We start from the raw sequence: 24,183 nt of genomic DNA, 5'->3' as shown, positions 1-24,183 counted from the left end.
TCGTATCGACCGGCACGCGGCGCAGCGCGCCGCTCGCCGGATAAGCGGAGCAGCGCGATGTATCGCCATCTGCTCGTGACGGTCGACGGCACGCCCGGCGGCATCGACGCGATCGGCCATGCGCTCGAACTGGCGCGCGCGGTCGGCGCCCGGGTCACGTTCCTGCTACCCGGCGCCGCGCCGGACTCGCGTTTATCCGGAGCGCGGCTGCCGGAGCACGGTGCGAAAGTGGAAGCCGCCGCGCGGGCGCAGGGGGTGTCCCATGCGATCGCGGGGGCCGGCCATCCGGGGGCCGGCGATGCGGCGCCCGGCACGCTTGCAGCCGAACTCGGCTGCGACCTGATCGGCGTCGCGGCGCTGCCGCACGATGCCGACGCGGCGGCCCGCGCGCAACGGCAGCGCCTGCTCGCGACGAGCGGCGTGCCGGTGCTCGTGTGCACGTCGCGGCGATCGCCTGCCGAGGCGCGCGTGATGGCGCGTTGTTTCGACGCGCATCGCGCGGTCGGCGGGTTGCTGCGGGCGCTGACGGCGTCCGGCGCAAAGGCACACGTGGGCGCGCCGTCGCGGCAAGTGGCCGACACGCAGGACGCGCTGACATCGCTCGCCGCACTGCAGCGCGCCCGCGCCGGCACGGCCGCCGAAGCGCGCCTCTGCGCGGCATTGCGCGTGCGCGCGGAGTGCGTCGCGGCCGAACTGGATGAACTCGACCGCCAGCGCCAGCGCGACGCACCGGCGCTTGATGCGCTCATGCGGATCGCGTCGGACGGGCTGCCGTCGGCCGCCTTCGACGCGGCGCTCGCCCGCTATGCGCACGGCGCGTTCGAGCAGATGGGGCGGATGGAAGGCGTGATTTTCCCGGCCGCGCGGCGCTATCTCGGCGACGCGGACTGGGCCGGACTGGATGCATCGCTGGCGGACGGCGCAGCCGCGACGCCGCCACGCGCGAACGAACCGAACGAACCCGACGATGCGCGGCGCGCATCGGACTGACACCCTACGGAGAACGACATGGCACATGCAGTGCGATTCCACGAAACCGGCGGCCCCGAGGTCCTGCGCTGGGAGGCAGTCGAGGTCGGCGACCCGGGCCCCGGCCAGGTACGCCTGCGGCACGACGCGGTCGGACTGAATTTCGCCGACACGTATTTCCGCAGCGGCCTGTATCCGGTGCCGCTGCCTGCCGGCCTCGGCGTCGAGGCGGCGGGCGTGGTCGAAGCGGTTGGCCCCGGCGTGACGAATGTCGCCGCCGGCGACCGCGTGACCTACACGGGCTTCCTGAACACGCTCGGCGCATACAGCACCGAGCGGCTGATCCCCGCCGCGCCGCTCGTGCGGCTGCCCGCGGGCATTTCGTGCGAAACGGCTTCCGCGATGACGATGCGCGGCCTGACGTCCGCCTACCTGCTGCGCCGCATCCACGCGTTTGCGCCGGGCGACGCGATCCTGCTGCACGCGGCCGCCGGCGGCGTCGGGCTGATCGTGTCGCAATGGGCGAAGCTGCTCGGGCTCATGGTGATCGGCACGGTATCGAGCGAACACAAGGCCGAAATCGCCCGCGCGCACGGTTGCGACCATACGATCGACTACAGCCGCGAGGACGTCGCGAAGCGCGTGCGTGAACTGACGGACGGCGCGGGCGTCGACGTCGTGTTCGACAGCGTCGGCAAGGACACCTTCGAAGGCTCGCTCGATTCGCTGAAGCGGCGCGGGCTGATGGTGTGCGTCGGCACCGCGTCGGGCCCGATCCCGCCGTTCGATCCGCAGCGCCTCGCGATGAAGGGCTCGCTGTACCTGACGCGCCCGGCGCTGGCCGACTACATCGCCGATCCGGCCGAGAAGCACGACCTGGCCGGCGAATTGTTCGCGCACGTCGCGGCCGGCCGGATCCGGATCGAGATCAACCAGCGCTACGCGCTGCAGGACGCCGCGCAGGCGCACCGCGATCTCGAATCGCGCAAGACGACCGGTTCGTCGGTGTTCATCGTCTGAGGAGACGCGCATGCGAGTCGAACCCCTGACCTGCGCGATCGGCGCGGAACTGCTGGATGTAAGCCTCGCCGACGCCGTGCACGACGACGGCCTGTTCGCCGAGATCCGCGTGCAACTGCTCCGGCATCGCGTGCTGTTCCTGCGCGACCAGGACATCACGCGCGCCGAGCACGTCGCGTTCGCGCGGCGCTTCGGCGAGCTCGAGGATCATCCGGTTGCCGGCAGCGATCCCGAACACCCGGGGCTCGTGCGGATCTACAAGTCGCCCGACCAGCCGAACGACCGCTACGAGAATGCGTGGCACAGCGATGCGAGCTGGCGCGTGGCGCCGCCGTTCGGCTGCGTGCTGCGCTGCATCGACGGTCCGCCGGTCGGCGGCGACACGATGTGGGCGAACATGGTGCTCGCGTACGAGCGCCTGCCGGCGTACGTGAAGCAGCAGATCGACGACTTGCGCGCGCGGCACAGTATCGAGGCGAGCTTCGGCGCCGCGATGCCGATCGACAAGCGCCTCGCGCTGAAGGCGCAGTACCCCGACGCCGAGCATCCGGTCGTGCGCACGCACCCGGAAACCGGCGAGAAGGTGCTGTACGTGAATGCGTTCACCACGCATTTCACGAACTTCCACACGCCGGCGCGCGTGCGGGTCGGGCAGGACGCGAATCCCGGCGCCGGCCAGTTGCTGCAGTACCTGATCAGCCAGGCCGCTATCCCCGAGTACCAGGTGCGCTGGCGCTGGAAGAAGCACAGCGTCGCGATCTGGGACAACCGCAGCACCCAGCACTACGCGGTGATGGACTACCCGGCTTGCGTGCGCAAGATGGAGCGCGCGGGCATCGTCGGCGACGTGCCGTTCTGAGCGCGTTCGCGCCGTAACCGATCCGCAACCCCGAACGCCGCGCCGGGCCGGCCGCCCGGCGCGGCGGGATACGCACGCCCGTGCGCCCGAAATACAACGATTTCCACTGGAGGACGACATGCAATTTCTCGACGATTCGCTGCACCCGGAAAACCAGGACAAGGTGGTCATCACGGTCGCGCCGTACGGCCCCGAATGGATGCCGGCCGACTTTCCGGAAGACATTCCGGTGACGATGGACGAGCACGTGCAGAAGGCCGTCGACTGCTACAACGCGGGCGCGACGGTGCTGCACCTGCACGTACGCGAGCTCGACGGCCGCGGCAGCAAGCGGCTGTCGAAGTTCAACGAGTTGCTCGGCCGGCTGCGCGAGGCGGTGCCCGACATGATCCTGCAGGTCGGCGGCTCGATCTCGTTCGCGCCGGAAGGCGAGGGCGCCGATGCGAAATGGCTGTCCGACGACACGCGCCACATGCTTGCCGAGCTGACGCCGAAGCCCGACCAGGTGACGGTCGCGATCAACACCGTGCAGATGAACATCACCGAGCTGATGAACCGCAAGGACATCGCCGGCACGTCGCTGAACGAAGCCGCGCTGTGGGACGCGTACCGCGAGATGACCGTGCCGGCCGGCCCCGGCTGGGTCGACGAGCACCTGCGCCGCCTGCAGGCGGCCGGCATCCAGCCGCATTTCCAGCTCACCGGCATGCACGCGCTGGAAACGCTCGAACGGATCGTCCGGCGCGGCGTCTATCGCGGCCCGCTGAACGTCACGTGGGTCGGCATCGGCGGCGGCTTCGACGGGCCGAATCCGTACAACTTCATGGAATTCGTGCGGCGCTGCCCGGACGGCGCGTGCATCACGCTCGAATCGCTGATGAAGAACGTGCTGCCGATCAACACGATCGCGATGGCGCTGGGCCTGCATCCGCGCTGCGGGATCGAGGACACGATCATCGACCAGAAGGGCAACCGGATGACGTCGGTGCAGCAGGTCGAGCAGTGCGCACGGATCGCGCGCGAACTCGGCCGCGACATCGCGACCGGCAAGGAGGCGAAGGCGATCTACCGGATCGGCGTGCAGTACGACGGCATCGACGAGACGCTCGCGCACCTCGGGATGGCGCCGAACCGCCGGCCGGGCCAGGTGAACGTGCCGCTGCGGGCCGCCTGAGGCACCGCACATTCGCGCATCCGGGCAGGCGGCCGTACTGGCCGCCGCCCGCCGATCGTTGTGGCGTGGCGCCCATCCCCGCGCGTGGCGTGGGGACGACTCCGGTCAACGGAGCGGGGCCGCGCAAGCCGCGCCGGAGCACGACCGCTCCGGTGCCGGAGGAGACACGCATGCTGATCCATCATGTCGAGCCGTCGATGCAGGACGTCGCCGCCGCCGGCCGGCGCGCGCCCGCGTATGCATGGCTCGTGTTCGGGCTGACCGTCGGCCTGCTGCTGTCGGACTACATGTCGCGGCAGGTGCTCAACGCCGTGTTCCCGCTGCTCAAGCACGCGTGGGCGCTGTCGGACACGCAGCTCGGTTCGCTGTCCGGCGTCGTTGCGCTGCTGGTCGGGCTGCTGACGTTTCCGCTGTCGGTGCTCGCCGACCGCTTCGGGCGCGTGCGCAGCATCGTGCTGATGGCCGCGTTGTGGAGCGTCGCGACGCTCGGCTGCGCACTGTCGACCAACTATGCGGAAATGCTGGTCGCGCGCGGCCTCGTCGGGCTTGGCGAAGCCGCGTACGGCAGCGTCGGCGTCGCGCTGATCCTCAGCATCTTTCCGGCACGGCTGCGCGCGACGCTGACCGGCGCGTTCATGGCGGGCGGCGCGTTCGGTTCCGTGTTCGGGATGGCGCTCGGCGGGCTGGTCGGCGCGCATCTCGGCTGGCGCTGGTCGTTCGGCGTGATGGCCGCGCTCGGCATCGTGCTGCTCGCCGCGTATCGCTGCGTCGTGACCGAACGGCGGCTCGCCGCATATCGCATCGCACCGTGCCGGCGCGACGCCGGCGCGCCGCGCGACCTGCGCGGCAGCGTGCGCGCGCTGATGTCGGGCCTGTTCGCATCGCGCTCGGTGATCTGCGCGTATCTCGGCAGCGGGCTGCACCTGTTCGTGCCCGGCGCGCTGTTCGCGTGGCTGCCGAGCTACCTGAACCGCTACTACGCGATGGCGCCCGACCGTGCGGCCGTCCTCGCGGCCGGCTTCGTGCTGCTCGCGGGCGTCGGGATGGTCGGCTGCGGGATCGTCACCGACCGCGTCGGCAAGACCGACGGCAAGCGCAAGTGGCTGACCGCGATCGCGTATTGCGTGCTGACGGGCGCGTGCCTCGCGATTGCGTTCCGGCTGCCGCCCGGCCCGTTGCAACTCGCGCTGATCTGCGTGGGCATGCTGGTCGGCGCGGGCGCGTCCGGTGCATCGGGCGCGATGGTCGCGAACCTGACGCCGGCTGCGATCCACGCATCGGCATTCGCCACGCTCACGCTTGCCAACAACCTGCTCGGCATGGCGCCGGGCCCGCTGCTGACGGGGTGGGCCGCCGATCGCGCGGGGCTCGTCGGCGCGCTGCAATGGATTCCCGTCGTGCCGCTCATGGCCGCCGTGCTGTTCGCGATCGGACGCGCGAGCTATGTGGCCGATCTCGCGCGCGTCGAACGCGAACGGCGCGCGTCCTCCCTTTCCTGAACGCTTCGGAGACTGCATGACCCTGACGACCGTACCCACCATCCTGATCGTGCCCGGCTTGCGGGACCACGTCGAAAACCACTGGCAGACGCATCTCGAACGGCGCCTGCCGAACGCGCGCTCGGTCGCACCGCTCGAAGCCGACAAGCTGAGCCGTGCCGCGCGCGTCGCGGCGCTCGATGCGGCGCTGGCCGGGATCGACGGCCCCGTGATCCTCGTCGCGCACAGCGCCGGCGTGATGATTACGGTGCACTGGGCGCGGCAGGCCACGCGCAAGATCCACGGCGCGCTGCTCGCGGCGCCGGCCGATCTCGATACGCCGATGCCCCCCGGTTATCCCACGCCCGATGCGATCGACGCGAACGGCTGGACGCCGGTACCGACCGAGCGGCTGCCGTTCCCGAGCATCGTCGCGGCGAGCCGCAACGATCCGCTCGCGCGCTTCGAACGCATCGAGGCGCTGGCGGCAGGGTGGGGCAGCACACTCGTCGATCTTGGCGAGGTCGGGCATCTGAACCCTGCGTCGGGATATGGCGAGTGGCAGGATGCCGAACGGTTGATCCGTGAAGTGGCCGCACTCGGTGCGGCCTGACCGACCGGATATTCCTGCCTTCGACGCGCCGGCCCAATCGGATACCCGGCGCGCGTCCCGTCGCCGTCTGGCCGCGATGCGGCCCTGAACCCATTCCGCCTCGCGGTCCGTCGAGATACGACGTCTTAACACGCGTCGCAATCAGCGCCGGACGGCCCGCTCGCTGCGGTTGGCACACAAATCGTCAACCAACGGAAGGTTTTTGTCAGGGAAAGTCCCGCCCCGCGCGTCGTGGTTTTTTGTTGACCGACATCGTATAACGCCGTCATGATTTCCTGAAAAGAAAGGTCCCATCCACCGACCGAAGTGAGGAGACATGAACGCCACCCCGATCGCTCGCCGTGTCCGCCGGATCGCACTCGCCCTGGGTTTCACGCTGTCGGCCGCGGCAGCCGTTGCCGCCCCCGTGTCGCTGAACATCGTCGATGTCGCGGGCAACCTGCAACTCACGCAGAAGGCCATCGAAGCCTTCCGCGACAAGAACCCGACCCTCGTGTCGAACGTCACGTTCACGAACGCGCCCGCGCCGCAGTTGCCGGGCAAGATCAAGGCGATGCAGGCGGCGGGGCGCTCCGACATCGACCTCGTCCTGACGGGCACCGACGCGCTGGCCGCCGGCATCGAACAGAACCTGTGGCTGAAGCTGCTGCCCGACGACGCTGCCGCGTTCCCCGGCGTGCTCGACAAATACGCGCCCGGCCCGCGCAAGATGCAGGATCTCGCGCAGGGCTACGGCCTCGAAGTCACCTACATGCCGGCCGGCCCGCTGCTCGAATACAACCCGGCAAAGGTCGGCAATCCGCCGAAGACGCCCGACCAGCTGCTCGCATGGTGCAAGGCGCACCCGAACAAGCTGATCTACGCGCGCCCGGCAAACTCGGGCCCCGGCCGCACGTTCCTGATGGGGCTGCCGTACGTGCTCGGCGACAAGAATCCGCAGGATCCGATCAACGGCTGGGACAAGACCTGGGCGTTCCTCAAGACGTTGAACGACTGCGTGCCGTACTACCCGGGCGGCACGTCGGCCGTGATGAAGGAGCTCGGCGAGGGCACCCGCGACATGACCGTGACCGTCACCGGCTGGGACCTCAACCCGCGCGCACTCGGCATCGTGCCGGCCGAGTTCAGGGTCCAGGCATTCGACAACATGACGTGGGTCAACGACGCGCACTACATGGTGATCCCGAAGGGCGTGCCGAAGGAAAAGCTCGACGTGCTGTTCAAGCTGATGAACTTCCTGCTCGAACCGGCGCAACAGGCGATGACCTACGACGACGGCTACTTCTACCCGGGCCCGGCGGTGAAGGGCGTGACGCTCGAGATGGCGCCCGCGCACAGCCAGGAGGTGATCCGCAAGTTCGGCCGCCCCGAGTACGCGAAGCTGCTCGCCGATCGCCCGCACGTGCAGCCGCTCAACGCGCAGGCGATGGTCGCCGCGTTCCAGAAGTGGGATCGCGAGATCGGTTCGCAGAAGTCGAAGTAACGCATGGACCGGCGGGCGCCACGGCGCCCGCGTCGACGGAGTTCGCGCAATGAAGCACAGTTTCGAACGGCTGCGGCTCGATGACGTGTGCCGCAGCTTCACCAATACGCAAGGCGCGCAGGTCGCCGCGCTGGACGGGCTCGATCTCGAGATCCGGCGCGGCGAATTCATCGCGCTGCTCGGCCCGTCGGGCTGCGGCAAGTCGACCGCGCTCAACTGCATCGCGGGGCTGCAGCCGCTCACGCGCGGCGGCATCTGGCTCGACGACACGCGCATCGACGTGCTGCCGCCCGAGCGCCGCGGCTTCGGGATGGTGTTCCAGAACTACGCGCTGTTTCCGCACATGTCGGTGCTCGACAACGTCGGCTTCGGCCTCAAGATGCGCGGCGTGCCGAAGCAGGAAACGCGGCGGCGCGCGCAGCAGGCGCTCGAACTCGTGCAGCTCGTCGGCCACGAGGGCAAGCTGCCGGGGCAACTGTCGGGCGGGCAGCAGCAGCGCGTCGCGATCGCACGCGCGATCGTCATCGAGCCGCCGCTCGTGCTGATGGACGAGCCGCTGTCGAACCTCGACACGAAGCTGCGTATCGAAATGCGCGCCGAGATCCGCCGCATTCACACGCAGCTCGAACGCGCGACGATCTACGTGACGCACGACCAGGACGAGGCGCTGTCGATGGCCGACCGCATCGTCGTGATGAAGGAGGGCGTCGTGCAGCAGGTCGCGACGCCGAAGGACGTCTACACACGCCCGCACAACCTGCATGTCGCGCGTTTCATGGGCTATCGCAACGTGCTGCCGTTCACGCTCGAAGGGATGGCCGGCGATTACGTGAATGTCGCCGCGGGCGGGGTGCGACTCACGGGCGTGCCGATGGCCGGGTTCGACGCAAAGGATGTGCTTGTCGCGCTGCGCCCCGACGACATCGAGCGCGCGGACGCAGGCGGTGACAACACGTTCGACGCGACCGTCGAAACCGTCGAGTACGGCGGCCGCGATTCGCTGATCCGCGCAATCACGCCGTTCGGCGCGATCTGGGCGCGCGTCGCCGGCGAATTCACGGAAGGCGAGCCGCTGCGGCTGCGCGTTGCGCCGTCACGCGCGCTCGTCTACCCGGGAGCGCCGACATGAGCGGCGCGGTTACACCGGGAGGCCGCATGAGCACGCTCCCGGCCGGCGCGCCGCGCGACGCGAAAGCCTGGCTCGTCACGCCCGCGCTCGCGTTCATCGTCGCGCTGTTCATCTATCCGTTCGCGTATGGCCTCGTGCTGTCGTTCCAGCCGATGAACGGCGGCGGCGCGCTCGCGAACTACGTGCAGTTCTTCACCGACACCGCGATGTGGCCGACCGTGCTCGTCACGCTGAAGCTCGCGGTGCCGGCGACGCTGATCAACGTCGGCGTCGCGGTACCCGTCGCGTTCGCACTGCGCCGCCATTCGCCGTACCAGAAGTTCGTCACGACGCTGCTCGTGATTCCCGTCACGCTCGGCACGGTGCTCGTCGCCGACGGGATGCTCACGTATTTCGGGCCGAACGGCTGGTTCCCGCAGGCGTTGCAGGCGCTGCACCTGTACACCGATGAAGTACGGCTCACGCACAACTATTGGGGCGTGCTGCTGTCGCTGATCGTGTCGGGCTTCCCGTTCGCGTTCCTGCTGATGCTGTCGTACATCAGCGGCATCGACCCGACACTCGCGCGCGCGGCCGCGACGCTCGGCGCAAACCCGTGGCAGCAGTTCCGCCGGATCTACCTGCCGCTGCTCGTGCCGGGGTTGACGATGGCCGCGTGCCTGTCGTTCGTGCAGGCGTTCTCGGTGTTTCCGTCGGCCGTGCTGCTCGGCGCGCCGGCCGGGCCGACGCGCGTGATCTCGATCGCGGCGGCGGAAGCCGCGTTCGAAAGCTATGACTACTCGCTCGCGTCGGCGATCGCGATCGTGATGGGCTTCGTGCAACTGCTGGTGGTCGCATCGATGCTCGGCGCGCGCCGCTTCTTCTATACGGGCGCGGTGACGGGAGGCAAGGGCTGATGGCGACCGACCAACATGCCGCCCGCACGTGGCCGCCGAAGCACGACGCGCCCGATGCGCGCGGCGAGCGCCCCGTCGACGCGAGGAAACCGCAGAAGATGGCAAGCCATCTCGCCGGCCGCGCATGGAAGGCGCTCGTGTGGGGGCTGATGGCGTTCTTCCTGCTGAACGTGATGCTGCTGATCGCGACCGTCGCGGTGAATTCGGTCGCGACGCGCTGGTTCGGCACGCCGCTGCCGCAGGGCTTCACGCTGCACTGGTACGCGAAGGCCTGGGAGGACTTCCAGCTCGCGAGCGTGCTGTGGGTGACCGTCGAGGTCGTCGGCGCGGTCGTGCTGCTGTCGATCGCGCTCGGCGTGCCGGCCGCGTACGCGCTCGCGCGCGTGCAGTTTCGCGGCAAGCGCCTTGCGCTGCTGGTGTTCCTGCTGCCGCTGATGGTGCCGCCCGTCACGTACGGGATCCCGATGGCCACCGTGATGTACAAGGTCGGGCTCGCGGGCACGCTGCCCGGCGTGATCCTCGCGAACCTCGTGCCGGCGCTGCCGTTCGTGATCCTCGTGATGACGCCGTTCATCGAGCAGATCGATCCGAATCTGGAAGCCGCCGCGCGCATCTTCGGTGCGAACACGTGGCGCTATTTCCGCCACGTGCTGCTGCCGCTGCTGGTGCCCGGCATGCTCGCGGCGGGGCTGCTCGTGCTGGTGCGCACGATCGGCATGTTCGAGCTGACCTTCTTCACCGCAGGGCCGAGCACGCAGACGCTCGTCGTCGCGCTGTATTACGCGGTGTTCTCGACCGGCGTGCGTGCGCCGCAGTCGATCGACGCGATGGCGATGATCTACATGGCCATCACGCTCGTCTGGGTCGTGATCGCACTGCAGTTCGTGAGCCCGACGCAGCTCGTGAGCCGCGTGAAGCAGGAGCGGCAATAGGCGAGGGCCCGTTCAGCCCCACGGCGACACACGGGCACGCGGCGCCGCTTGCGCATCCGTGCAATTGGTTACAAATGGATACCGCGCACGACACGCGGACGTTGCAGACTACGCGGCGTTCACCCTATAACGGCTATCCATGAAGTTCTACACGCTGCTGACACTCGCCGGAGCATCGACGCTGCTGGCCGCCTGCAACCTGCTCCACGACGGCCCCGGGTCGAGCGACGTCGACGCCGCCGTGCGCCGCGCGCTCGAAGCGGAAAACCACGGCGGCCTGAATGCGCTGTTCGGCCAGCCGCTGCCGGTCTCGGCCGATGTCGTGTCGGCGAAGCCCGACGGCGACTGCAAGAAGCTCGGCGAGCGCACGTACTCGTGCGATGTCGTGGTCACGTGGCGCAACGCCGACTACAAGCCCTCGCGCGCGAACCTGACCTTCGTGAAGGCCGCCGACGGCTCGTGGCAGACCTCCGGCGTCGACGCGGCGATCGTGACGGGCACCGCGAAGTCACTGGTCGACGAGATCGGCAAGGCGTGGCCCGGCAATGCGGCGAGCGGCGCGTCGGCGCCGCAGTGACGCAGCCGCGTCTTTCGCCGCAGCCATGAAGACGAGCCCCGCGCGCGGGTCGGCCATTTCATCGAGCACGACGGCGCGAAACGTTTCGCGGTGTGCTATCCGGACGACGGCTTCGGGCTCGCGGTGCTGGCGGGCACGCGGCTGGCGCTGCAGCGCCATGGCCTCGACGTCGTCACGGCACGCACGTTCCGCCGCGGGACCACGGCGGTCGACACGGGCCTCGCGTTGCTGCTGGACAGCCAGCCGGACGTCGTCGTCATGGCCGGCTCCTATACGCCGATTGCCGCGTTCATCCGCGCGGCACGTCGCGAAGGCCTGAAGGCCCGGCTCGCATCGGTATCGTTCGTCGGCACCGCCGACCTGCCGCGCCGGGTCGGCGACGAAGGGGACGGCCCGCCGATCTCGCAGGCCGTGCCGCTTCCCCGGTACGACCGGGAAGTGATCCGCGACTGGGCCCGGCTCATCGAGCAGCGCTTTCCGGGAGAACACGCGGACGTGGCGCACATCGAGAGCTGCATCGACGCGAAGATCATGCCGATCGACCTCGAGCGGGCCGGTCCGTCGAAGCGGCCGCTCCCGGCGATTCCGCTTGAACGACGCGGCGACGCTCACGCGCCCCGCCCGGTGCCCCAGGCGCGAACCGATGGGCGAAACGACAACGAAAAGGGGGGCGATCACGGCGATCCCCGGCATACGACCGGAGATATAGGGAAAACCCTTATCCTGGGCTATAATCGTGGCCTAGAAGAAAGGTCGAACCATGCCTGAACGTTTCCAAACCCTTGAAAAATTTGTGTTTTCCCTCGTCGTGATGTCCGCGGTGGTGTGCTCGGCATTCCTCGCGTACGAGCGTCACCCCGAGATCAAGATCGCGCTGCACGAAGGCGAAGCGCTGATGCGCGAGAGTGCCAAGTATTCGGTCATCTGCTCGCCGTCCAAGGTCGATCCTTGCGTCGAGATGTCGGCGTACTGAGATTCGCGCCGATAGCGGATAGCGGTGCGCTGCTGTCGAAACGGACGCTTTCAGCAGTCGTCCCATTCAGTTTCAGACTGGCCCTACAGCGTTGGCGATCCGGATTCCCTAAAGTAGCACCCATCAGGAATTCAGAAACCGGCCGCAAGATAGGCCGGATGCACGAACCCGTTACGTGCCGAGTCGCTGGCGTAAGCAGCCCCCGAATTCAGCCGGCCCCGCTTCGAGCCATCGAGCGGGGCCGTTCTGTTTGCGCGGTTCAAATCTCCTACCGTCGCGCCATGAGTCACGCGCATCACAACACATGCGGCGACGTTGTCCGCGAGCTGATCGGCGAGCGCCTGCATCGCTTCATCGCGTCGGTGCCGCTCGACGACGTGATCGCGCACCTGAAACGCGTCGAATGACCGGTCGTCGCAGGGCCGGTCGAACGCACGGGTGCGACGCGGACGATCCGGTCGCTCTACGTGCGCGATCCCGACCGGAACCTGACCGAGAGCTCGGAATTGATCCGAGCGCCCGGCGCACCGCCGGCTGTATCGGGCCTTCACACTCGCGCATGCGAACCTGATCACGGTGCGGCAGCATGCCGCGCCGATCTCCCGCCGAAAACGGACAGACGGTTTCCGCGCTCGCCGATTCCGGATAGCCGCCCCGTGCCGCGCTGCGGATAATGCGTGCATCGGCGACTGAGAAGCCGCCTTCGCACCGGACCTAGCGTCCGCGCTTCCGCAACCCGACCCAGGTAATTCCCGATGACGATCCTCTATCGCGGCATGGACCGCACGGCGCTCGACGCCGCTTATCTGAACACGCGGGCCGTTCCCGATTTCCCCGCGTTGCTCGCGTCGATGCAGGCGCGCAGCGCGGCGCTCTACGACGCCGCGTCCGTGCGGCGCGACCTGCGTTACGGCGCGCAACCCGCGCAGCGTTTCGACTGGCTGTCGTGCGGTCGGCCCGATGCGCCGCTGTTCGTGTTCATTCACGGCGGCTACTGGCAGCACTGCGCGAAAGAGGATTTCGCCTACGCGGCAAGCGGGCCGCTCGCGTGCGGTTTCGACGTGATACTCGCCGAATACACGCTCGCGCCGGTCGCGACGATGACCGGCATCGTCGGCGAGATCGGTGCGTTGCTCGACTACCTCGCGAACGACCCCGACGGCCTCGGCACCGCGAAGCGGCCGATCCACCTGAGCGGCCATTCAGCCGGCGGCCACCTGACGGCCGTGCACCGCGCGCATCCGGGCGTCGTCTCGGCGCTCGCGATCAGCCCGCTCGTCGATCTCGAACCGATCTCGCTGTGCTGCCTGAACGACAAGCTGCAACTCACCGCGCACGAGGTCGAGGCGTACAGCCCGTTGCGCCATGTCGGCCCCGGCGCGCCGACGGTCGTCGCGGTCGGCGAGGCCGAATTGCCCGAACTCGTGCGGCAAGCACGCGACTACGCGACGGCATGCGAAGCAGCCGGCGAGCGGATCGTCCACGTAGGGCTCCCCGGCATGCAGCACTTCGACGTGCTCGACGATCTCGCGAAGCCGGACGGTGCGATGCTCGCCGCATTGTTGTCGATCGCGCCGCGCTAGGCGCGCCGTACCGCGCTCACGCGGACGGACGGATGATCGGCGTCCGGCCGCCGGCGCAACAACCACCGGCGGCCAGGCGCTCGGGCTCAGTCGGCCGGCACGAACGCCGCCCCGTGAAACACGCGCACGGGGTTGCCGCGCTCCAGCGCAAAGTGCTGCATCCGCCGCTGCCGGCGCGCATCGGACGCGTGACGGTCGGCTTCCTGTTGCAGCCGCACCTGCAGCAACTGCAGCGCCAGGCGCTTGTTCGCGTGCTGGCTGCGCTCGCTTTCCACGCGCACCGACAGGCCGGTCGCGACATGGGTCGCACGAATCGCGGAGCTCGTCTTGTTCACGTGCTGGCCGCCCGGCCCGCGTGCGCGCATCGCTTCGAACCGCACGTCGCCATCCGGCAGCGGCTGCGCGTCGGCACAGCGCGTGACGCCGATGAACCAGTTCTTGCGCGGATGGCGCAACCGGTACGGGCTCGCGCAAATCCATTGCAGCGTGCCTGTCCAGCGATCCGCAAGCGCCTGCGCGCCGGCGCCGTCGAGATCGAGCAGCGCCGAGCGCAGCGTGCCGGGCCGTTCGCCCGGCTGCGCATCGAGCACCGTAACGACGACGCGCAGCGCATCGGCCTCCGCCTGCAGGCGCCGCAACGCATTGGCCGCGGCAAGCTGGCACTCGAGCGGGCCGTGCGCCGAAGAAATCTGCATCAGCATCGGCCAGCCTCCCCGGACGTCTTGTAGGTCAGCACCGGCGCGAGCCGCGCCAGCTTGCGCAGCAGGCCGGCCGCCTCGAGCGCGTCGACGACGCTGTCGATCGGCTTGTAGGCCTGCGGTGCTTCCTCGTACAGCAGTTCGCGGTCTTCGCAAATCACGTGGCTGCCGAGCTGCGTGCGCGTGAGCTGCGACGGCGTGAAGCGCCGTTCGAGGCGCCCCTTGCAATCGCCGCGCGCCCACTTGCGGCCCGCACCGTGCGCCAGCGACGCAAGGCTGGCTGCATCGTCGGGCCGCACCGGCACGACGAGGTAGCTGTAGTCGCCGCGCGACCCGGGAATGACGACCGGCCCTGCGTCGGCCGGCGTCGCACCCTTGCGATGCAGCCAGCCCGGCTCGCCGTCGACGGTCGCACGGCTCACCAGGTTGTGGTTCACGTCGAGCACGCACCGGCCATCGGTGCGCCAGCGCGCCAGCATGCGCCGCGCGATCAGGTCGCGATTCGCGATCGCGTAGCGCAACGCCGCATCGTGACGCGCGAGGTACGCGGTGCATGCGGCATCCGCGTCGTCGAGGCCGTTGTAGCCGTGCTCGCGCATGTGTTGCTCGAGAATCGACTGGCCGAAGCCGCGCGACCCGCTATGCACGAGCAGCAGCAGGCGATCGGGATCGAGACCGAGCGCCTCGACGGCATCGGTGTCGTACACCGCGTCGATTCGCTGCGCCTCCGCGAAATGATTGCCGCTGCCGATCGTGCCGAGCGACGCCGCGTACGCATGATCCGCGAACCCGGCGGCCGCAATGAGCGGCTGCCAGCTCGCATCGGGTGTGGCGTCGATCGAGCCGAGCCGGCTCGCGAGCTTCGACGCACTGACGCGCCGCGCATCGAGCGCGGTCTGCCACAGCGCCATCCCGCAGCCGATATCGCCGCCGATCAGCGCCGGATAGAGCCGGCCCGTCGAAAAGAACGCGGCGCCGACCGGGTAGCCGCGTCCGGGGTGAAGATCGGGCATGCCGGCGACGCGCCGCATGCCGGGGAGGGTGGCAGCGTGTTCAAGCTGCCGGATGGCCTCACCTTCGATCCAGGTGGTGGCGCAAGCGCACAACGTGATGCGCTCGCCCAGGTATTGCATGGAAGTGCCCATGGAGGTTTCCGTTCGATGAAAAAGTAGAACGGCGGGCCATGGCGCAGGCAGCGCACGCAGGCGCTGCCCGGCATCGGAAGTCGGGAAGAGGGCGGCACGACCGGATCGGAACGACCCGGCTCATCGCCGTGACGGCGATATGCGGTGCTGCTTGGCGTGAACGATGAAACGAACGGACGCGAAAAACCCGAACTACGACCCGCGACGGGAGGAGTGCTGGCGTGACGTCATGATTTTCTTCTCCTTGCGAGTGAGGGGTTGATCGGAATGGCGGCGACTCTAGCATGCACGCGACGGGCGCAGCAAGCGGGCGGTGCAGCGTAGCCCACCGAATCATCCTTCGATGTGGCGAAAAACACACACATAGGAATCCAGATCATTTCACCGTCGATGACGCGCAACGCGCGCCACGGCAGGCATTCGACCTACGCAGACAGCCGCCACGGAGGTGCCCGACCACGCTTGACAGCGCAAAAGCCGTTTCGTAGCATCCGCCTGCTTCATCCCTGAACCTTCATCGAATCGGTGATCCAAGTGCCCGCAAACATTCGTCCCTTCGCCTGATACGCCGACGACTGCCGTCCCGGCCGCATGTCGTCCTGCCCGTTTCCGTCTGCCTCGCGGCGCGGAACAGTAATCGCAGGGCCGCGCCCGGACACGCACTGACACCGCAACGCACATCCCATCGTTCGTTCACGTCGTCGGCTTCTTCCGTTGTTTCCGGAGAAAGACCATGACGCTGGATTTCCGCGCATACGCGCAATCGTTCGACCTCGCCCGCTACCCACGCACGCCGCACCTCGAAGGCTCGCGCCTGCAGGACGACGACGAAGGTCACGACCACATTCCTTATCGCACCCTCGCGGGCGCGCATCTCGTCGTCGAGGAAAAGCTCGACGGCGCAAACACGGGCATCAGCTTCAGCCCGGCGGGCGAACTGCTGCTGCAGTCGCGCGGCCACTATCTGGCCGGCGGCGGCCGCGAGCGGCAGTTCGGGTTCGTGAAGACCTGGGCCGCCGCCCATGCCGGCTGGCTGCTCGACCGCCTTGGCGATCGCTACGTGATGTACGGCGAGACGATGAGCAAGAAGCACGCGGTGTTCTACGACGCGCTGCCGCATCACTTTTTCGAGTTCGACGTGTTCGACCGCGCAACGGGCCGTTTCCTGTCGACGCCCGCGCGTCGCGCGCTGCTCGCCGACGGGCCCGTGCTGTCGGTGCCCGTGCTGTACGAGGGCATCGCGCCGGCGCGGCTCGCCGACCTGAAGGCGCTGCTCGGCCCGTCGCTCGCGAAGACGCCGGACTGGCGTCGCGCGTTCGAGGAAACGGTGCGGCGGCAAGGGCTCGACCTCGCACGTGCATGGCAGCAGTGCGACAAGTCGGAGCGCTCCGAAGGGCTTTATGTGAAGGTCGAAACGGACGGCACGACGACCGCGCGCCTGAAGTGGGTGCGCCACGATTTCGTGCAGGCCATTCTCGAGTCGGCACGCCATCATTCGGAGCAGCCGTTCATCCCGAACCTGCTCGCGCCGGGCGTCGACCTGTATGCACCGCGCCCGACGGTCACGTGGCCATCGCGCCTCGCCGCGCATCCGGGCAAATGAATGCGGAGCGGCCGTGCGCCGTTTCGAAGGAGTCTTGAGCATGAAGTACGAACAACTTCAGGCACTCGTGCCTGTATCCGGCCGGCAGCCGGACTATCGTGCGTGTCTCGCGGCATTTCCCGCGCTCGAACAGGCGAAAACGACACCGCAGGAGCCCGCGCACCACGGCGAAGGCGACGTGTGGACGCATACGATGATGGTGATCGATGCGCTGCTCGCGCTGCCCGAGTACCAGGCCGCGTCGCGCACGGACCAGGAGATCGTGTTCCTGGCCGCGCTGCTGCACGACATCGCGAAGCACGGCACGACGGTCATCGATCCCGTCACCGGTGCAATCGGCCATCCCGGCCACTCGCGCAAGGGCGCGATCGATGCGCGGATCGCCCTGTGGGATGCCGGCGTGCCGTTCACGGTGCGCGAGGCGATCTGCCGGATGATCGCCGTGCACCAGGTGCCGTTCTTCGCGATGAGCGGATCGCGCCGCGGCACGCCCGAATTCATCGCGCGCGAGCTGTCGTGGCAGGTCAGCCTGCCGCTGCTGTGCCTGCTCGCCGAAGCCGATATTCGCGGGCGCATCTGCGCCGATACGCAGCGCGTGCTCGACAACATCGAACTGTTGCGTGAACTGGCGAGGGAAGACGGCTGTTACGGCCAGCCGCGCGCGTTCGCCGATGCGCACACCGCGCTCAGCTACTTCCGTGGCGCGGACGTGCATCCCGACTATCCGCTGTTCCGTCCGCCGGGCTCGCAGGTCGTCGTGATGTCGGGTCTGCCTGCGTCGGGCAAGAACACGTGGGTTGCGCGGCATCATCCGGATCTGCCGGTCGTGTCATTCGACGATGCGCGCGATGCATTGGGGCTGCGTCACGGGCAGAACGAGGGTGCCGTCGCGCACCATGCGGTCGATGCCGCGAAGGCGCTGTTGCGCGTGCAGAAACCGTTCGTGTGGAATGCGACGAACCTGTCGCCGCTGATGCGCAAGAAGACGCTCGACCTGCTGTTTGCGTACGGCGCCGACATCACGCTCGTCTACCTCGAACAGCCGCGCGCGGCGCTGTTGCGTCGCAACGCGCGGCGCGACACGTCGCTGACGAACCGCGCGCTCGAAGCGATGCTGCTGCGCTGGGATCTGCCGCTGCCGACCGAAGCGCACGCGGTGCGGTACGAAGTCTGACGCGACAACGTCACAACATGAGCCGGTACGCCGCACATCACCTCGGCATACCGGCTCGCTTCATTTCAGCGCCGGATTCTGCTGCGTCGCGCAAGCGCGCAGCGCGGTGACGAGATCGGCCTTGCCGAGCTTCTCGAACAGATCGGCCATCTCCATCTGCGCGACCGGATCGCCTTCGCGCGCCGCGCGCCAGCGCAGCGACGCGATCATCCCGCTCATGCCCTCGCCGGGCATTTCGCCGTCGTAGCCCGACATCGCCTGCAGGACATCCGCGAGCTTGTTGTAGCCGGCCGGAACGTGATGAACGAGCAACCATGCAATCGCCGGCTGCGCACCTTCCCAATCCTCGTCGTCGAGCGAACTGCTCGCCAGCCGCGCGGCCGCACGCCACGAACCGAGCGACGCGGCCTTCGCGTACGCCTTGTCGGCGTCGCGACCGTGCGGCGACGGTGCCGCGTCGAACGCGGCCTGAGCGTCGGCCGACGGCGGCGGCAAGGCGAGCTTCGTGCATTGGAACGCGCCTGTATCGGGTGCGTTGCCGGGCAGGCCGGCCCAGCGCGCCTGGTCCTTCAGTGCGCGATCCAGCGTGGGCCGCACGTCGCTTTCCTTCATCGACGCGAACACCCAGTCGGCGCGGACATGCCGCGCGGCGTCCCAGCCGCTTTCGGCGACGGCGTGTTGCGTGACGACCAGGCAGGTGGCAAGGCAACCGATACGGAACATCGTTCGGGCAGGAATTCTCATGGTGGATTCCGCTGAAGCGCGACGTGGTCGTCGCATTGCGGCAATGCCGCGATGCCATGGCCTTAGTGGGCCAGGACGATAATCGTGGTGAGTGCGATCGGGGCCAGCGCGATACCCAGCAGCCCGAGCGCGCCATCGGCTGCCATCGTGATCGGCGAAAGCGCGAGCTTCGCTCCCTTGCCCAGCACCGACGGCCGCTCGATCACCTTGACGTCGTACGCGTGATTGAACGCCTGCGGGATCGACGAAGGCGTGACGTCGTTCGGCTGGTAGCGCTTGCCGCTGATCGTGCCGCTCTCGGTCAGCGTGTAACCCTGATCCTTGAAACCATCGGCGAGCGCGCGTTCACGCAACTCGGAGCCGGACGGTGCGTCGTCGCGCGAAAGCTGCAATACATAACGTCCGGTGATCTTGTCGCCGTGCGTCTCGAAATCGTCGAAATCGGTGTACAGCTTGGGGCGATAGGGTGCCGTGAGATTGACGGCGAGGGCCGGCGGCACATCGAAAATGTAGTGATACTGCTTGCCGATGACGACGAGGCTCTTTCCGTCCGCGCTGATCAGAAATGCCGACAGCGTTTCCCGGTATTCCGGGTCCTTCATCATGCGATTGGTGATGGGTCCCAAGTCGGCGTTGGAGCAACCGGCGAGCAGGCCGGACGCCGCCACGGCGGGCAGCGCGAGAAACGTTCTTCTTTTCATGGATGCGGGTTGGATGTTGTTCGTTATTCAGCGAAACCGCTTGAATGTCGGACGCTGCGTTCGATGAACGCGGCATCCTGACGGCCGATCATGCGGTTTCGTCGCCTGCGCATTGTAGGGCCAAAACGGCAAGTGCAGTATCCCCCTGGCAAAGCATCGCGCCCCTGTGCGACAAGACTGCTCGCTCTCTTGTGGGCCGCTATCGCCGCCGATTTGCAATGTTCTGTATCTGCACGAACGGCGGATACATTGCGATACAACGCAGCTTCGGGCGTCCGCTATAAAGCAGGCATGACCTCTTCGGGAATCCACCATGTCTGCAACCTGGTTCAAAGGGTCCTGCCATTGCGGGACCGTCAAATTCGAAGTCAGAACGGCCGTGACGCCGGCGGTTCGCTGCAACTGCAGCCTGTGCCGCCGGCGCGGCGCGCTGATGAGCCCGATGTTCGCCGCAAGCGAACTGACGATCGTCGAAGGCGAGGGCGCGCTGACGTGCTACCAATTCAACACACGCACGGCCCATCACTATTTCTGCAGCCATTGCGGCATCTATCCGTTCCATCAGACGCGCATGGATCCCGCCTGCTGGCGCGTCAACCTCGGCTGCCTCGAAGGTGTCGATCCGTATGCACTCGACGCAATGGTCGCCAACGGCGCGAGCCTCTCGGTCGTGGAGGACGCATGAAACGCTGGCTGACGATCCTGCTGTTTGCCGCAGGCGGGCTCGCGACCGAAATCGCGCATCCGGTGCAATGCACGCTGATGTCGGTCAGCCGCATGCAGACTGGCAAGCGCCGTAGGGCAGGCTGACGGCGCGCCGGTTCATCGAACACGATTATCATGCTACCGATAAGATCGCACACGATATATAATGCGTCTGTCTGCGGCCGCTCGCGTCGCTGGAGGACGTTCATGAAACCGACCGAAGCCCCATCCGCCGCCGCGCCGAAGCTGTCCGAGTTCCTGTGCTTTGCGATCTACTCGGCGAACCTCGCGTTCGGCAAGGCCTACAAGCCGATCCTCGAAGAACTCGGCCTCACGTATACGCAATACATCACGATCATTGCGCTCTGGGAGCAGGACAACCAGACGGTCGGCCAGCTCGGCGAGAAGCTGTTCCTCGAATCCAATACGCTGACGCCGATCCTGAAGAAGCTCGAGGCGATGGGCTATCTGGAGCGGCACCGCGATCCGTCGGACGAGCGCCAGGTGCTCGTCAGCCTCACGAAGCGCGGCCGCCGCGTGCGCGAGAAGGGGCTCGACATGAATCTGGTCGAAGCCACCGGGTTGAAGCCGGACGAATTCGCAAAGATGCAGAAGGCGATCGTCACGCTGCGCGGCAACCTGATCCGCTCGACCGACGAATAAACGTCCGGACAAACCGCGGCCGGCACGTGCATCGCGCCGGCCGCGTCGTCATGCGTGCTCGTCGCCCAGCACCAGCAGGTGCATCTCGCGGCGAACGACAAAACCGAGGGCGAGATAGCGCTCGATCGCAACCTGGTTCGACGTGAGGACGTGCAGGAAAGGCGTTTCCGCGCGCGCATCGATCTCCGCAATCAACGACCGCATCAGACGGGCCGCCAGCCCTTGCCGCCGGAACGCGGCATCGACGCAGACGGCGCTGATCTCCGTATACCCGTCGACCTGCATCCGCTCGCCGGCCATCGCGGCCAGCCTGCCTTCGCTGCGAATGCCGATGTAATGGCCGAGCTCGAACGTGCGCGGGCCGAACGGGCCGGGCTGCGCGGCCGTGGTCAGCGCGAGCATTTCCGGCACATCGGCTTCGGCGAGCGTGACGTAGCCGGATTCAGGCGCAGGGTCGAGCGTCCGTTGCCAGATCATCTGCAACAGGTTCGCGCGCCGGATCGCCGACAATCCCGCCGGCAGCTCGAGCACGTCCGGCGTGACCAGTGCCGCCGGCCCATGTGCGGCGATCAGCGTGCGCAATGCGTCGAACGATGCCGCGCTCGTGTCCTCGATCGCGGCGAACGGCGCGATGGCTGCCGGAAACCGCCACGCACGGTCATTGCCAAGCGCAAAGCGGCGCTGCCTGCGCGCCAGCGCGTTCCACACCACATGGTCGAGCGGGTGCGCACTGTCTGGCGCGTTTCCGGTCGTTGCGTCGGACATCGGCTGCTCCTCGATTGAAGGTTTCGATGGCACAGCATAGACCGGGATCGGCCGGGCAGGGCGCGGCGCCTGCACCGGCCGGATTGCCGGCGCTCGCGCTAGCGCTGCCAGCGCGCCGGATCCACCCATACCGGGAGCGACAGGACCACCGCCAGCCCGTTCCCTCCGATCCCGGTCGTCACCTCGACCGACCCGCCGTGAGACTCGGCGATTCGCACGACGAGCGACAGGCCGATGCCGCTGCCCGGCTGCACCGTCCCCGGGACGCGATAAAAGCGTTCGAAGATCCGCTCGCGTTCGCCGACCGGCACACCGGGCCCGTCGTCAGCGATACGCAGCTTGACCCGCGCACCGTCCGCGTCGGCGGGGACGTCGCACGTGATCTCGACCCGCCCGCCGTCACGGCCGTATCGCAACGCGTTGTCGATCAGGTTGCGCACCGCAATCGCGATCTCGTCCAGATCGCCCCAGACGCGTACCGGTTCGACCGCGATCCGCACCGTCTGTCGGCGCGCATCTGCGGCCGCGTCGAAGTCGCTCGCGATCAGCGCAACGAGCCGCGACAGGTCGACCGGCCCATGCTGGTCGACGCGCGATCCGGCATCCAGCCGCGCCAGTTCGAGCAATTGCCCGGAGAGCCGCGCGCTGCGCTCGACGCCCGTTGCGAGCCGACGCAATGCTTCGTTCTTGTCCGCCAGGCTGTCCGCTTGCAACGCGACCTCCGCCTGGGCGGACAACGCCGCCAGCGGCGTGCGCAACTCGTGCGCCGCATCGCCGATGAAGCGGCGTTCGGTGTCGACGGCCTGATTCAGCCGCGCGAGCAGGCGATTGAACGACTCGACGAGCGGGCGGAGTTCGCGCGGCAGCGTCACCAGCGGCAACGGCGAAAAATCGAACGCGGCCTTGTGCTGGATGGCTCGCTGGACCTCGCGCACCGGCCCGAACGACCAGCGGATCACCCACCAGATCACGACGCCCAGCATCCCGAGCATCACCGCTGTATTGAACAACCCGAGTTGCAACGCATTGCTCGCCTTCTCCTGCCAGGTCGTGGCCGGGCCGCCCGTCTGAACGTGAATCCTGCCCGCCGGATCCGACAGCGAGTAGACCCGCCAGGTCTCGTCGTGCACGGCGCCGCGACCGGCGCTCGTGCCGTAGCCGTCCCGCAGGTCAGCCTTGAGCGCCGGTGCCGGCGCATCCGCGCTGTGCATCACGATGCGGCCATCTACCCAGACCTGGAACGCGATGTCGTACCTGCCATACGCGGCTTTCGGCACCACTGCCTGGGCGTTCGCTTCAGGCAGGCGATCGATCGCAGCCGGCAACGACAGGAGCAGCAGTTGTGCGGCGCTTTCGAGCATGCCGTCGCGCCAGCCGCGCTGTTCGCGCCACAGGCCGATGCCGAGAAACGCCCCCCAGCTCGCCCAGAACACGACCACCGCCGCCATCACGGTCGCGAGCAGGCGCACGCGCAGCGACTTCATGCCGGGCTCTCCCCGACGCGATAGCCGAAGCCATGCACCGTCACGATCAGTTCGTCGCCGAGCTTGCGCCGAAGCTGATGGATGTACACCGCGATCGTGTTGCTTTCGACTTCGCTGTCGTTGCCGTACACGCGCGCTTCGAGCTGCGTCCGCGTGACGACGCGGCCTTGCCGCTCCATCAGCGCGAGCAGCGTGCGGTACTCGTGAATGCTGAGCGCAACGGGCTCGCCGGCGCGGGTGACTTCCTTGCGCGCCGGATCGACATGCACGTCGCGGTAGATCAGGCGCTCCGACACGCGGCCCTGGCTGCGGCGCGTCAGCGCGCGCAGCCGTGCGTAGAGCTCGTCGAGCTGAAACGGCTTCACGAGATAGTCGTCGGCGCCTGCGTCGAGGCCGCGGATCCGGTCGCTCAGCTGATCGCGCGCGGTGACGATCAATACCGGCGTCGGGTCGTAGTTCGCGCGCATCGCGGCGAGCAGCGTGAAACCGGACGCGCCCGGCAGTTGCAGGTCGAGCAGCACCGCGTCGTAGTCGTGGCCGACGAGCGCGAGCCGCGAGGCCGGCACGTCGGCCGACCAGTCCGCGCGCCAGCCGTTCTGCCTGAGGCCCGCGCAAACGGCGTCGGCCAGCATGACATCGTCTTCCACCAACAGGATATGCATGGGTTTCGCTCCTCGAATGTCGAGGTCGCCAGCCTGACCGACCGCGATTAAAAACTTCTTAAAGCCGGGAGGCCACGATGCGTGCCAATCGCCGCATTGCCGGTGCAATGCATCTGGCGTTTTCTCGAGAGGCTCGCGATGACCGTGTCACGT

At 67.9% G+C, this 24,183-nt stretch carries 25 protein-coding genes and 2 pseudogenes; 20 read left to right on the top strand and 7 right to left on the bottom strand.

Annotated elements, in window-relative coordinates:
- Window positions 1-57: 57 nt before the first annotated feature.
- The 15 genes and pseudogenes from HWX39_RS22220 to HWX39_RS22150 all read left to right on the top strand — a co-directional run bounded on the left by HWX39_RS22220 (window position 58) and on the right by HWX39_RS22150 (window position 13,686).
- Window positions 58-990 carry a universal stress protein gene (locus HWX39_RS22220; protein WP_175970001.1) on the top strand — a complete coding sequence of 311 codons (933 nt, stop codon included), beginning with the start codon at window positions 58-60 and terminating at the stop codon, window positions 988-990.
- Window positions 991-1,008: 18 nt separating this feature from the next.
- On the top strand, window positions 1,009-1,989 hold the full coding sequence (locus tag HWX39_RS22215) for a quinone oxidoreductase (RefSeq protein ID WP_175970000.1): 981 nt from the start codon (window positions 1,009-1,011) through the stop codon (window positions 1,987-1,989).
- 10 nt (window positions 1,990-1,999) lie between these two features.
- Window positions 2,000-2,848 (top strand): TauD/TfdA family dioxygenase, encoded by an 849-nt coding sequence (locus tag HWX39_RS22210; RefSeq protein WP_175969999.1) that lies wholly within the window; start codon window positions 2,000-2,002, stop codon window positions 2,846-2,848.
- 118 nt (window positions 2,849-2,966) lie between these two features.
- Window positions 2,967-4,022, top strand: coding sequence for a 3-keto-5-aminohexanoate cleavage protein (locus tag HWX39_RS22205; RefSeq protein WP_175969998.1), 1,056 nt, complete (start codon window positions 2,967-2,969; stop codon window positions 4,020-4,022).
- A gap of 170 nt (window positions 4,023-4,192) precedes the next feature.
- The gene (locus HWX39_RS22200) at window positions 4,193-5,521 is read left to right on the top strand and encodes an MFS transporter (protein ID WP_175969997.1); all 1,329 of its coding nucleotides are present in this window, start codon (window positions 4,193-4,195) and stop codon (window positions 5,519-5,521) included.
- A 16-nt stretch (window positions 5,522-5,537) separates the two neighbouring features.
- A complete protein-coding gene (locus HWX39_RS22195; protein ID WP_175969996.1) occupies window positions 5,538-6,113 on the top strand; it encodes an alpha/beta fold hydrolase in 576 nt (191 codons plus the stop codon).
- 316 nt (window positions 6,114-6,429) lie between these two features.
- Window positions 6,430-7,596, top strand: a complete 1,167-nt coding sequence (locus HWX39_RS22190) for an extracellular solute-binding protein (protein ID WP_175969995.1) — start codon at window positions 6,430-6,432, stop codon at window positions 7,594-7,596.
- A 49-nt stretch (window positions 7,597-7,645) separates the two neighbouring features.
- The gene (locus HWX39_RS22185) at window positions 7,646-8,725 is read left to right on the top strand and encodes an ABC transporter ATP-binding protein (protein WP_175969994.1); all 1,080 of its coding nucleotides are present in this window, start codon (window positions 7,646-7,648) and stop codon (window positions 8,723-8,725) included.
- A gap of 26 nt (window positions 8,726-8,751) precedes the next feature.
- Entirely contained in the window at window positions 8,752-9,621 is an 870-nt protein-coding gene (locus tag HWX39_RS22180; RefSeq protein WP_175969993.1) for a sugar ABC transporter permease, read from the top strand.
- Window positions 9,621-10,553, top strand: coding sequence for an ABC transporter permease (locus tag HWX39_RS22175; protein ID WP_175969992.1), 933 nt, complete (start codon window positions 9,621-9,623; stop codon window positions 10,551-10,553). The genes HWX39_RS22180 and HWX39_RS22175 overlap by 1 nt, the downstream gene beginning before the upstream one ends.
- 139 nt (window positions 10,554-10,692) lie before the next feature.
- The gene (locus tag HWX39_RS22170) at window positions 10,693-11,130 is read left to right on the top strand and encodes a hypothetical protein (RefSeq protein WP_175969991.1); all 438 of its coding nucleotides are present in this window, start codon (window positions 10,693-10,695) and stop codon (window positions 11,128-11,130) included.
- Window positions 11,131-11,172: 42 nt separating this feature from the next.
- A pseudogene (locus HWX39_RS22165) lies at window positions 11,173-11,898 on the top strand (ABC transporter substrate-binding protein); the annotation flags it as partial.
- The gene (locus HWX39_RS22160; protein ID WP_006497261.1) at window positions 11,891-12,103 is read left to right on the top strand and encodes a hypothetical protein; all 213 of its coding nucleotides are present in this window, start codon (window positions 11,891-11,893) and stop codon (window positions 12,101-12,103) included. The pseudogene HWX39_RS22165 and the gene HWX39_RS22160, both read left to right, overlap by 8 nt.
- A gap of 350 nt (window positions 12,104-12,453) precedes the next feature.
- Window positions 12,454-12,615, top strand: a pseudogene (locus HWX39_RS22155) (VOC family protein); the annotation flags it as partial.
- 243 nt (window positions 12,616-12,858) lie between these two features.
- Entirely contained in the window at window positions 12,859-13,686 is an 828-nt protein-coding gene (locus tag HWX39_RS22150; RefSeq protein WP_175969990.1) for an alpha/beta hydrolase, read from the top strand.
- A gap of 86 nt (window positions 13,687-13,772) precedes the next feature.
- Here the strand turns inward: HWX39_RS22150 and prfH are convergent, their stop codons facing one another.
- Together prfH and HWX39_RS22140 are read right to left on the bottom strand one after the other, a co-directional pair.
- Complete coding sequence (prfH, locus tag HWX39_RS22145; RefSeq protein WP_347879592.1) at window positions 13,773-14,381, bottom strand: peptide chain release factor H; 609 nt, start codon at window positions 14,379-14,381, stop codon at window positions 13,773-13,775.
- A complete protein-coding gene (locus HWX39_RS22140; RefSeq protein WP_175969988.1) occupies window positions 14,381-15,529 on the bottom strand; it encodes an RNA ligase RtcB family protein in 1,149 nt (382 codons plus the stop codon). Before HWX39_RS22140 ends, prfH begins: the two co-directional genes overlap by 1 nt.
- Window positions 15,530-16,262: 733 nt before the next feature.
- On the opposite strand from HWX39_RS22140, the gene HWX39_RS22135 reads away from it, so the two are divergent.
- Together HWX39_RS22135 and HWX39_RS22130 are read left to right on the top strand one after the other, a co-directional pair.
- Window positions 16,263-17,132 (top strand): RNA ligase family protein, encoded by an 870-nt coding sequence (locus tag HWX39_RS22135; RefSeq protein WP_175969987.1) that lies wholly within the window; start codon window positions 16,263-16,265, stop codon window positions 17,130-17,132.
- Window positions 17,133-17,172: 40 nt separating this feature from the next.
- Complete coding sequence (locus HWX39_RS22130; protein ID WP_175969986.1) at window positions 17,173-18,306, top strand: AAA family ATPase; 1,134 nt, start codon at window positions 17,173-17,175, stop codon at window positions 18,304-18,306.
- Window positions 18,307-18,366: 60 nt separating this feature from the next.
- Here HWX39_RS22130 and HWX39_RS22125 read toward each other — a convergent pair whose 3' ends face one another.
- Entirely contained in the window at window positions 18,367-19,050 is a 684-nt protein-coding gene (locus HWX39_RS22125; RefSeq protein ID WP_175969985.1) for a hypothetical protein, read from the bottom strand.
- Window positions 19,051-19,112: 62 nt separating this feature from the next.
- Entirely contained in the window at window positions 19,113-19,751 is a 639-nt protein-coding gene (locus HWX39_RS22120) for a 5-formyltetrahydrofolate cyclo-ligase (protein WP_175969984.1), read from the bottom strand.
- A 313-nt stretch (window positions 19,752-20,064) separates the two neighbouring features.
- On the opposite strand from HWX39_RS22120, the gene HWX39_RS22115 reads away from it, so the two are divergent.
- The 3 genes from HWX39_RS22115 (at window position 20,065) to HWX39_RS22110 (ending at window position 21,119) form a co-directional block, all read left to right on the top strand.
- The gene (locus HWX39_RS22115; protein WP_175969983.1) at window positions 20,065-20,436 is read left to right on the top strand and encodes a GFA family protein; all 372 of its coding nucleotides are present in this window, start codon (window positions 20,065-20,067) and stop codon (window positions 20,434-20,436) included.
- Window positions 20,433-20,561: a hypothetical protein gene (locus HWX39_RS36685; RefSeq protein ID WP_279613104.1), complete on the top strand. Its 129-nt coding sequence runs from the start codon at window positions 20,433-20,435 to the stop codon at window positions 20,559-20,561. Before HWX39_RS22115 ends, HWX39_RS36685 begins: the two co-directional genes overlap by 4 nt.
- 102 nt (window positions 20,562-20,663) lie before the next feature.
- Window positions 20,664-21,119: a MarR family transcriptional regulator gene (locus tag HWX39_RS22110; protein ID WP_175969982.1), complete on the top strand. Its 456-nt coding sequence runs from the start codon at window positions 20,664-20,666 to the stop codon at window positions 21,117-21,119.
- 48 nt (window positions 21,120-21,167) lie between these two features.
- Here HWX39_RS22110 and HWX39_RS22105 read toward each other — a convergent pair whose 3' ends face one another.
- From HWX39_RS22105 to HWX39_RS22095, 3 genes are all read right to left on the bottom strand, one after another.
- Window positions 21,168-21,884: a GNAT family N-acetyltransferase gene (locus HWX39_RS22105; RefSeq protein ID WP_175969981.1), complete on the bottom strand. Its 717-nt coding sequence runs from the start codon at window positions 21,882-21,884 to the stop codon at window positions 21,168-21,170.
- A gap of 98 nt (window positions 21,885-21,982) precedes the next feature.
- Window positions 21,983-23,368 carry an ATP-binding protein gene (locus HWX39_RS22100; protein ID WP_175969980.1) on the bottom strand — a complete coding sequence of 462 codons (1,386 nt, stop codon included), beginning with the start codon at window positions 23,366-23,368 and terminating at the stop codon, window positions 21,983-21,985.
- Window positions 23,365-24,030 (bottom strand): response regulator transcription factor, encoded by a 666-nt coding sequence (locus HWX39_RS22095; protein ID WP_175969979.1) that lies wholly within the window; start codon window positions 24,028-24,030, stop codon window positions 23,365-23,367. Before HWX39_RS22095 ends, HWX39_RS22100 begins: the two co-directional genes overlap by 4 nt.
- Window positions 24,031-24,183: the final 153 nt, after the last annotated feature.

Origin of the sequence: Burkholderia sp. BCC0322, assembly GCF_902833045.1 — a bacterium.
Classification (GTDB): domain Bacteria; phylum Pseudomonadota; class Gammaproteobacteria; order Burkholderiales; family Burkholderiaceae; genus Burkholderia.
This window is presented reverse-complemented; position numbering and strand designations above follow the sequence as displayed.

What these genes read in the sequence shown, in the direction of transcription:
- HWX39_RS22220 (WP_175970001.1), top strand. Translation starts at nt 58, where the DNA reads ATGTATCGCCATCTGCTCGTGACGGTCGACGGCACGCCCGGCGGCATC.
- HWX39_RS22215 (WP_175970000.1), top strand. Translation starts at nt 1,009, where the DNA reads ATGGCACATGCAGTGCGATTCCACGAAACCGGCGGCCCCGAGGTCCTG.
- HWX39_RS22210 (WP_175969999.1), top strand. Translation starts at nt 2,000, where the DNA reads ATGCGAGTCGAACCCCTGACCTGCGCGATCGGCGCGGAACTGCTGGAT.
- HWX39_RS22205 (WP_175969998.1), top strand. Translation starts at nt 2,967, where the DNA reads ATGCAATTTCTCGACGATTCGCTGCACCCGGAAAACCAGGACAAGGTG.
- HWX39_RS22200 (WP_175969997.1), top strand. Translation starts at nt 4,193, where the DNA reads ATGCTGATCCATCATGTCGAGCCGTCGATGCAGGACGTCGCCGCCGCC.
- HWX39_RS22195 (WP_175969996.1), top strand. Translation starts at nt 5,538, where the DNA reads ATGACCCTGACGACCGTACCCACCATCCTGATCGTGCCCGGCTTGCGG.
- HWX39_RS22190 (WP_175969995.1), top strand. Translation starts at nt 6,430, where the DNA reads ATGAACGCCACCCCGATCGCTCGCCGTGTCCGCCGGATCGCACTCGCC.
- HWX39_RS22185 (WP_175969994.1), top strand. Translation starts at nt 7,646, where the DNA reads ATGAAGCACAGTTTCGAACGGCTGCGGCTCGATGACGTGTGCCGCAGC.
- HWX39_RS22180 (WP_175969993.1), top strand. Translation starts at nt 8,752, where the DNA reads ATGAGCACGCTCCCGGCCGGCGCGCCGCGCGACGCGAAAGCCTGGCTC.
- HWX39_RS22175 (WP_175969992.1), top strand. Translation starts at nt 9,621, where the DNA reads ATGGCGACCGACCAACATGCCGCCCGCACGTGGCCGCCGAAGCACGAC.
- HWX39_RS22170 (WP_175969991.1), top strand. Translation starts at nt 10,693, where the DNA reads ATGAAGTTCTACACGCTGCTGACACTCGCCGGAGCATCGACGCTGCTG.
- HWX39_RS22160 (WP_006497261.1), top strand. Translation starts at nt 11,891, where the DNA reads ATGCCTGAACGTTTCCAAACCCTTGAAAAATTTGTGTTTTCCCTCGTC.
- HWX39_RS22150 (WP_175969990.1), top strand. Translation starts at nt 12,859, where the DNA reads ATGACGATCCTCTATCGCGGCATGGACCGCACGGCGCTCGACGCCGCT.
- prfH (WP_347879592.1), bottom strand. Translation starts at nt 14,381, where the DNA reads ATGCAGATTTCTTCGGCGCACGGCCCGCTCGAGTGCCAGCTTGCCGCG.
- HWX39_RS22140 (WP_175969988.1), bottom strand. Translation starts at nt 15,529, where the DNA reads ATGGGCACTTCCATGCAATACCTGGGCGAGCGCATCACGTTGTGCGCT.
- HWX39_RS22135 (WP_175969987.1), top strand. Translation starts at nt 16,263, where the DNA reads ATGACGCTGGATTTCCGCGCATACGCGCAATCGTTCGACCTCGCCCGC.
- HWX39_RS22130 (WP_175969986.1), top strand. Translation starts at nt 17,173, where the DNA reads ATGAAGTACGAACAACTTCAGGCACTCGTGCCTGTATCCGGCCGGCAG.
- HWX39_RS22125 (WP_175969985.1), bottom strand. Translation starts at nt 19,050, where the DNA reads ATGAGAATTCCTGCCCGAACGATGTTCCGTATCGGTTGCCTTGCCACC.
- HWX39_RS22120 (WP_175969984.1), bottom strand. Translation starts at nt 19,751, where the DNA reads ATGAAAAGAAGAACGTTTCTCGCGCTGCCCGCCGTGGCGGCGTCCGGC.
- HWX39_RS22115 (WP_175969983.1), top strand. Translation starts at nt 20,065, where the DNA reads ATGTCTGCAACCTGGTTCAAAGGGTCCTGCCATTGCGGGACCGTCAAA.
- HWX39_RS36685 (WP_279613104.1), top strand. Translation starts at nt 20,433, where the DNA reads ATGAAACGCTGGCTGACGATCCTGCTGTTTGCCGCAGGCGGGCTCGCG.
- HWX39_RS22110 (WP_175969982.1), top strand. Translation starts at nt 20,664, where the DNA reads ATGAAACCGACCGAAGCCCCATCCGCCGCCGCGCCGAAGCTGTCCGAG.
- HWX39_RS22105 (WP_175969981.1), bottom strand. Translation starts at nt 21,884, where the DNA reads ATGTCCGACGCAACGACCGGAAACGCGCCAGACAGTGCGCACCCGCTC.
- HWX39_RS22100 (WP_175969980.1), bottom strand. Translation starts at nt 23,368, where the DNA reads ATGAAGTCGCTGCGCGTGCGCCTGCTCGCGACCGTGATGGCGGCGGTG.
- HWX39_RS22095 (WP_175969979.1), bottom strand. Translation starts at nt 24,030, where the DNA reads ATGCATATCCTGTTGGTGGAAGACGATGTCATGCTGGCCGACGCCGTT.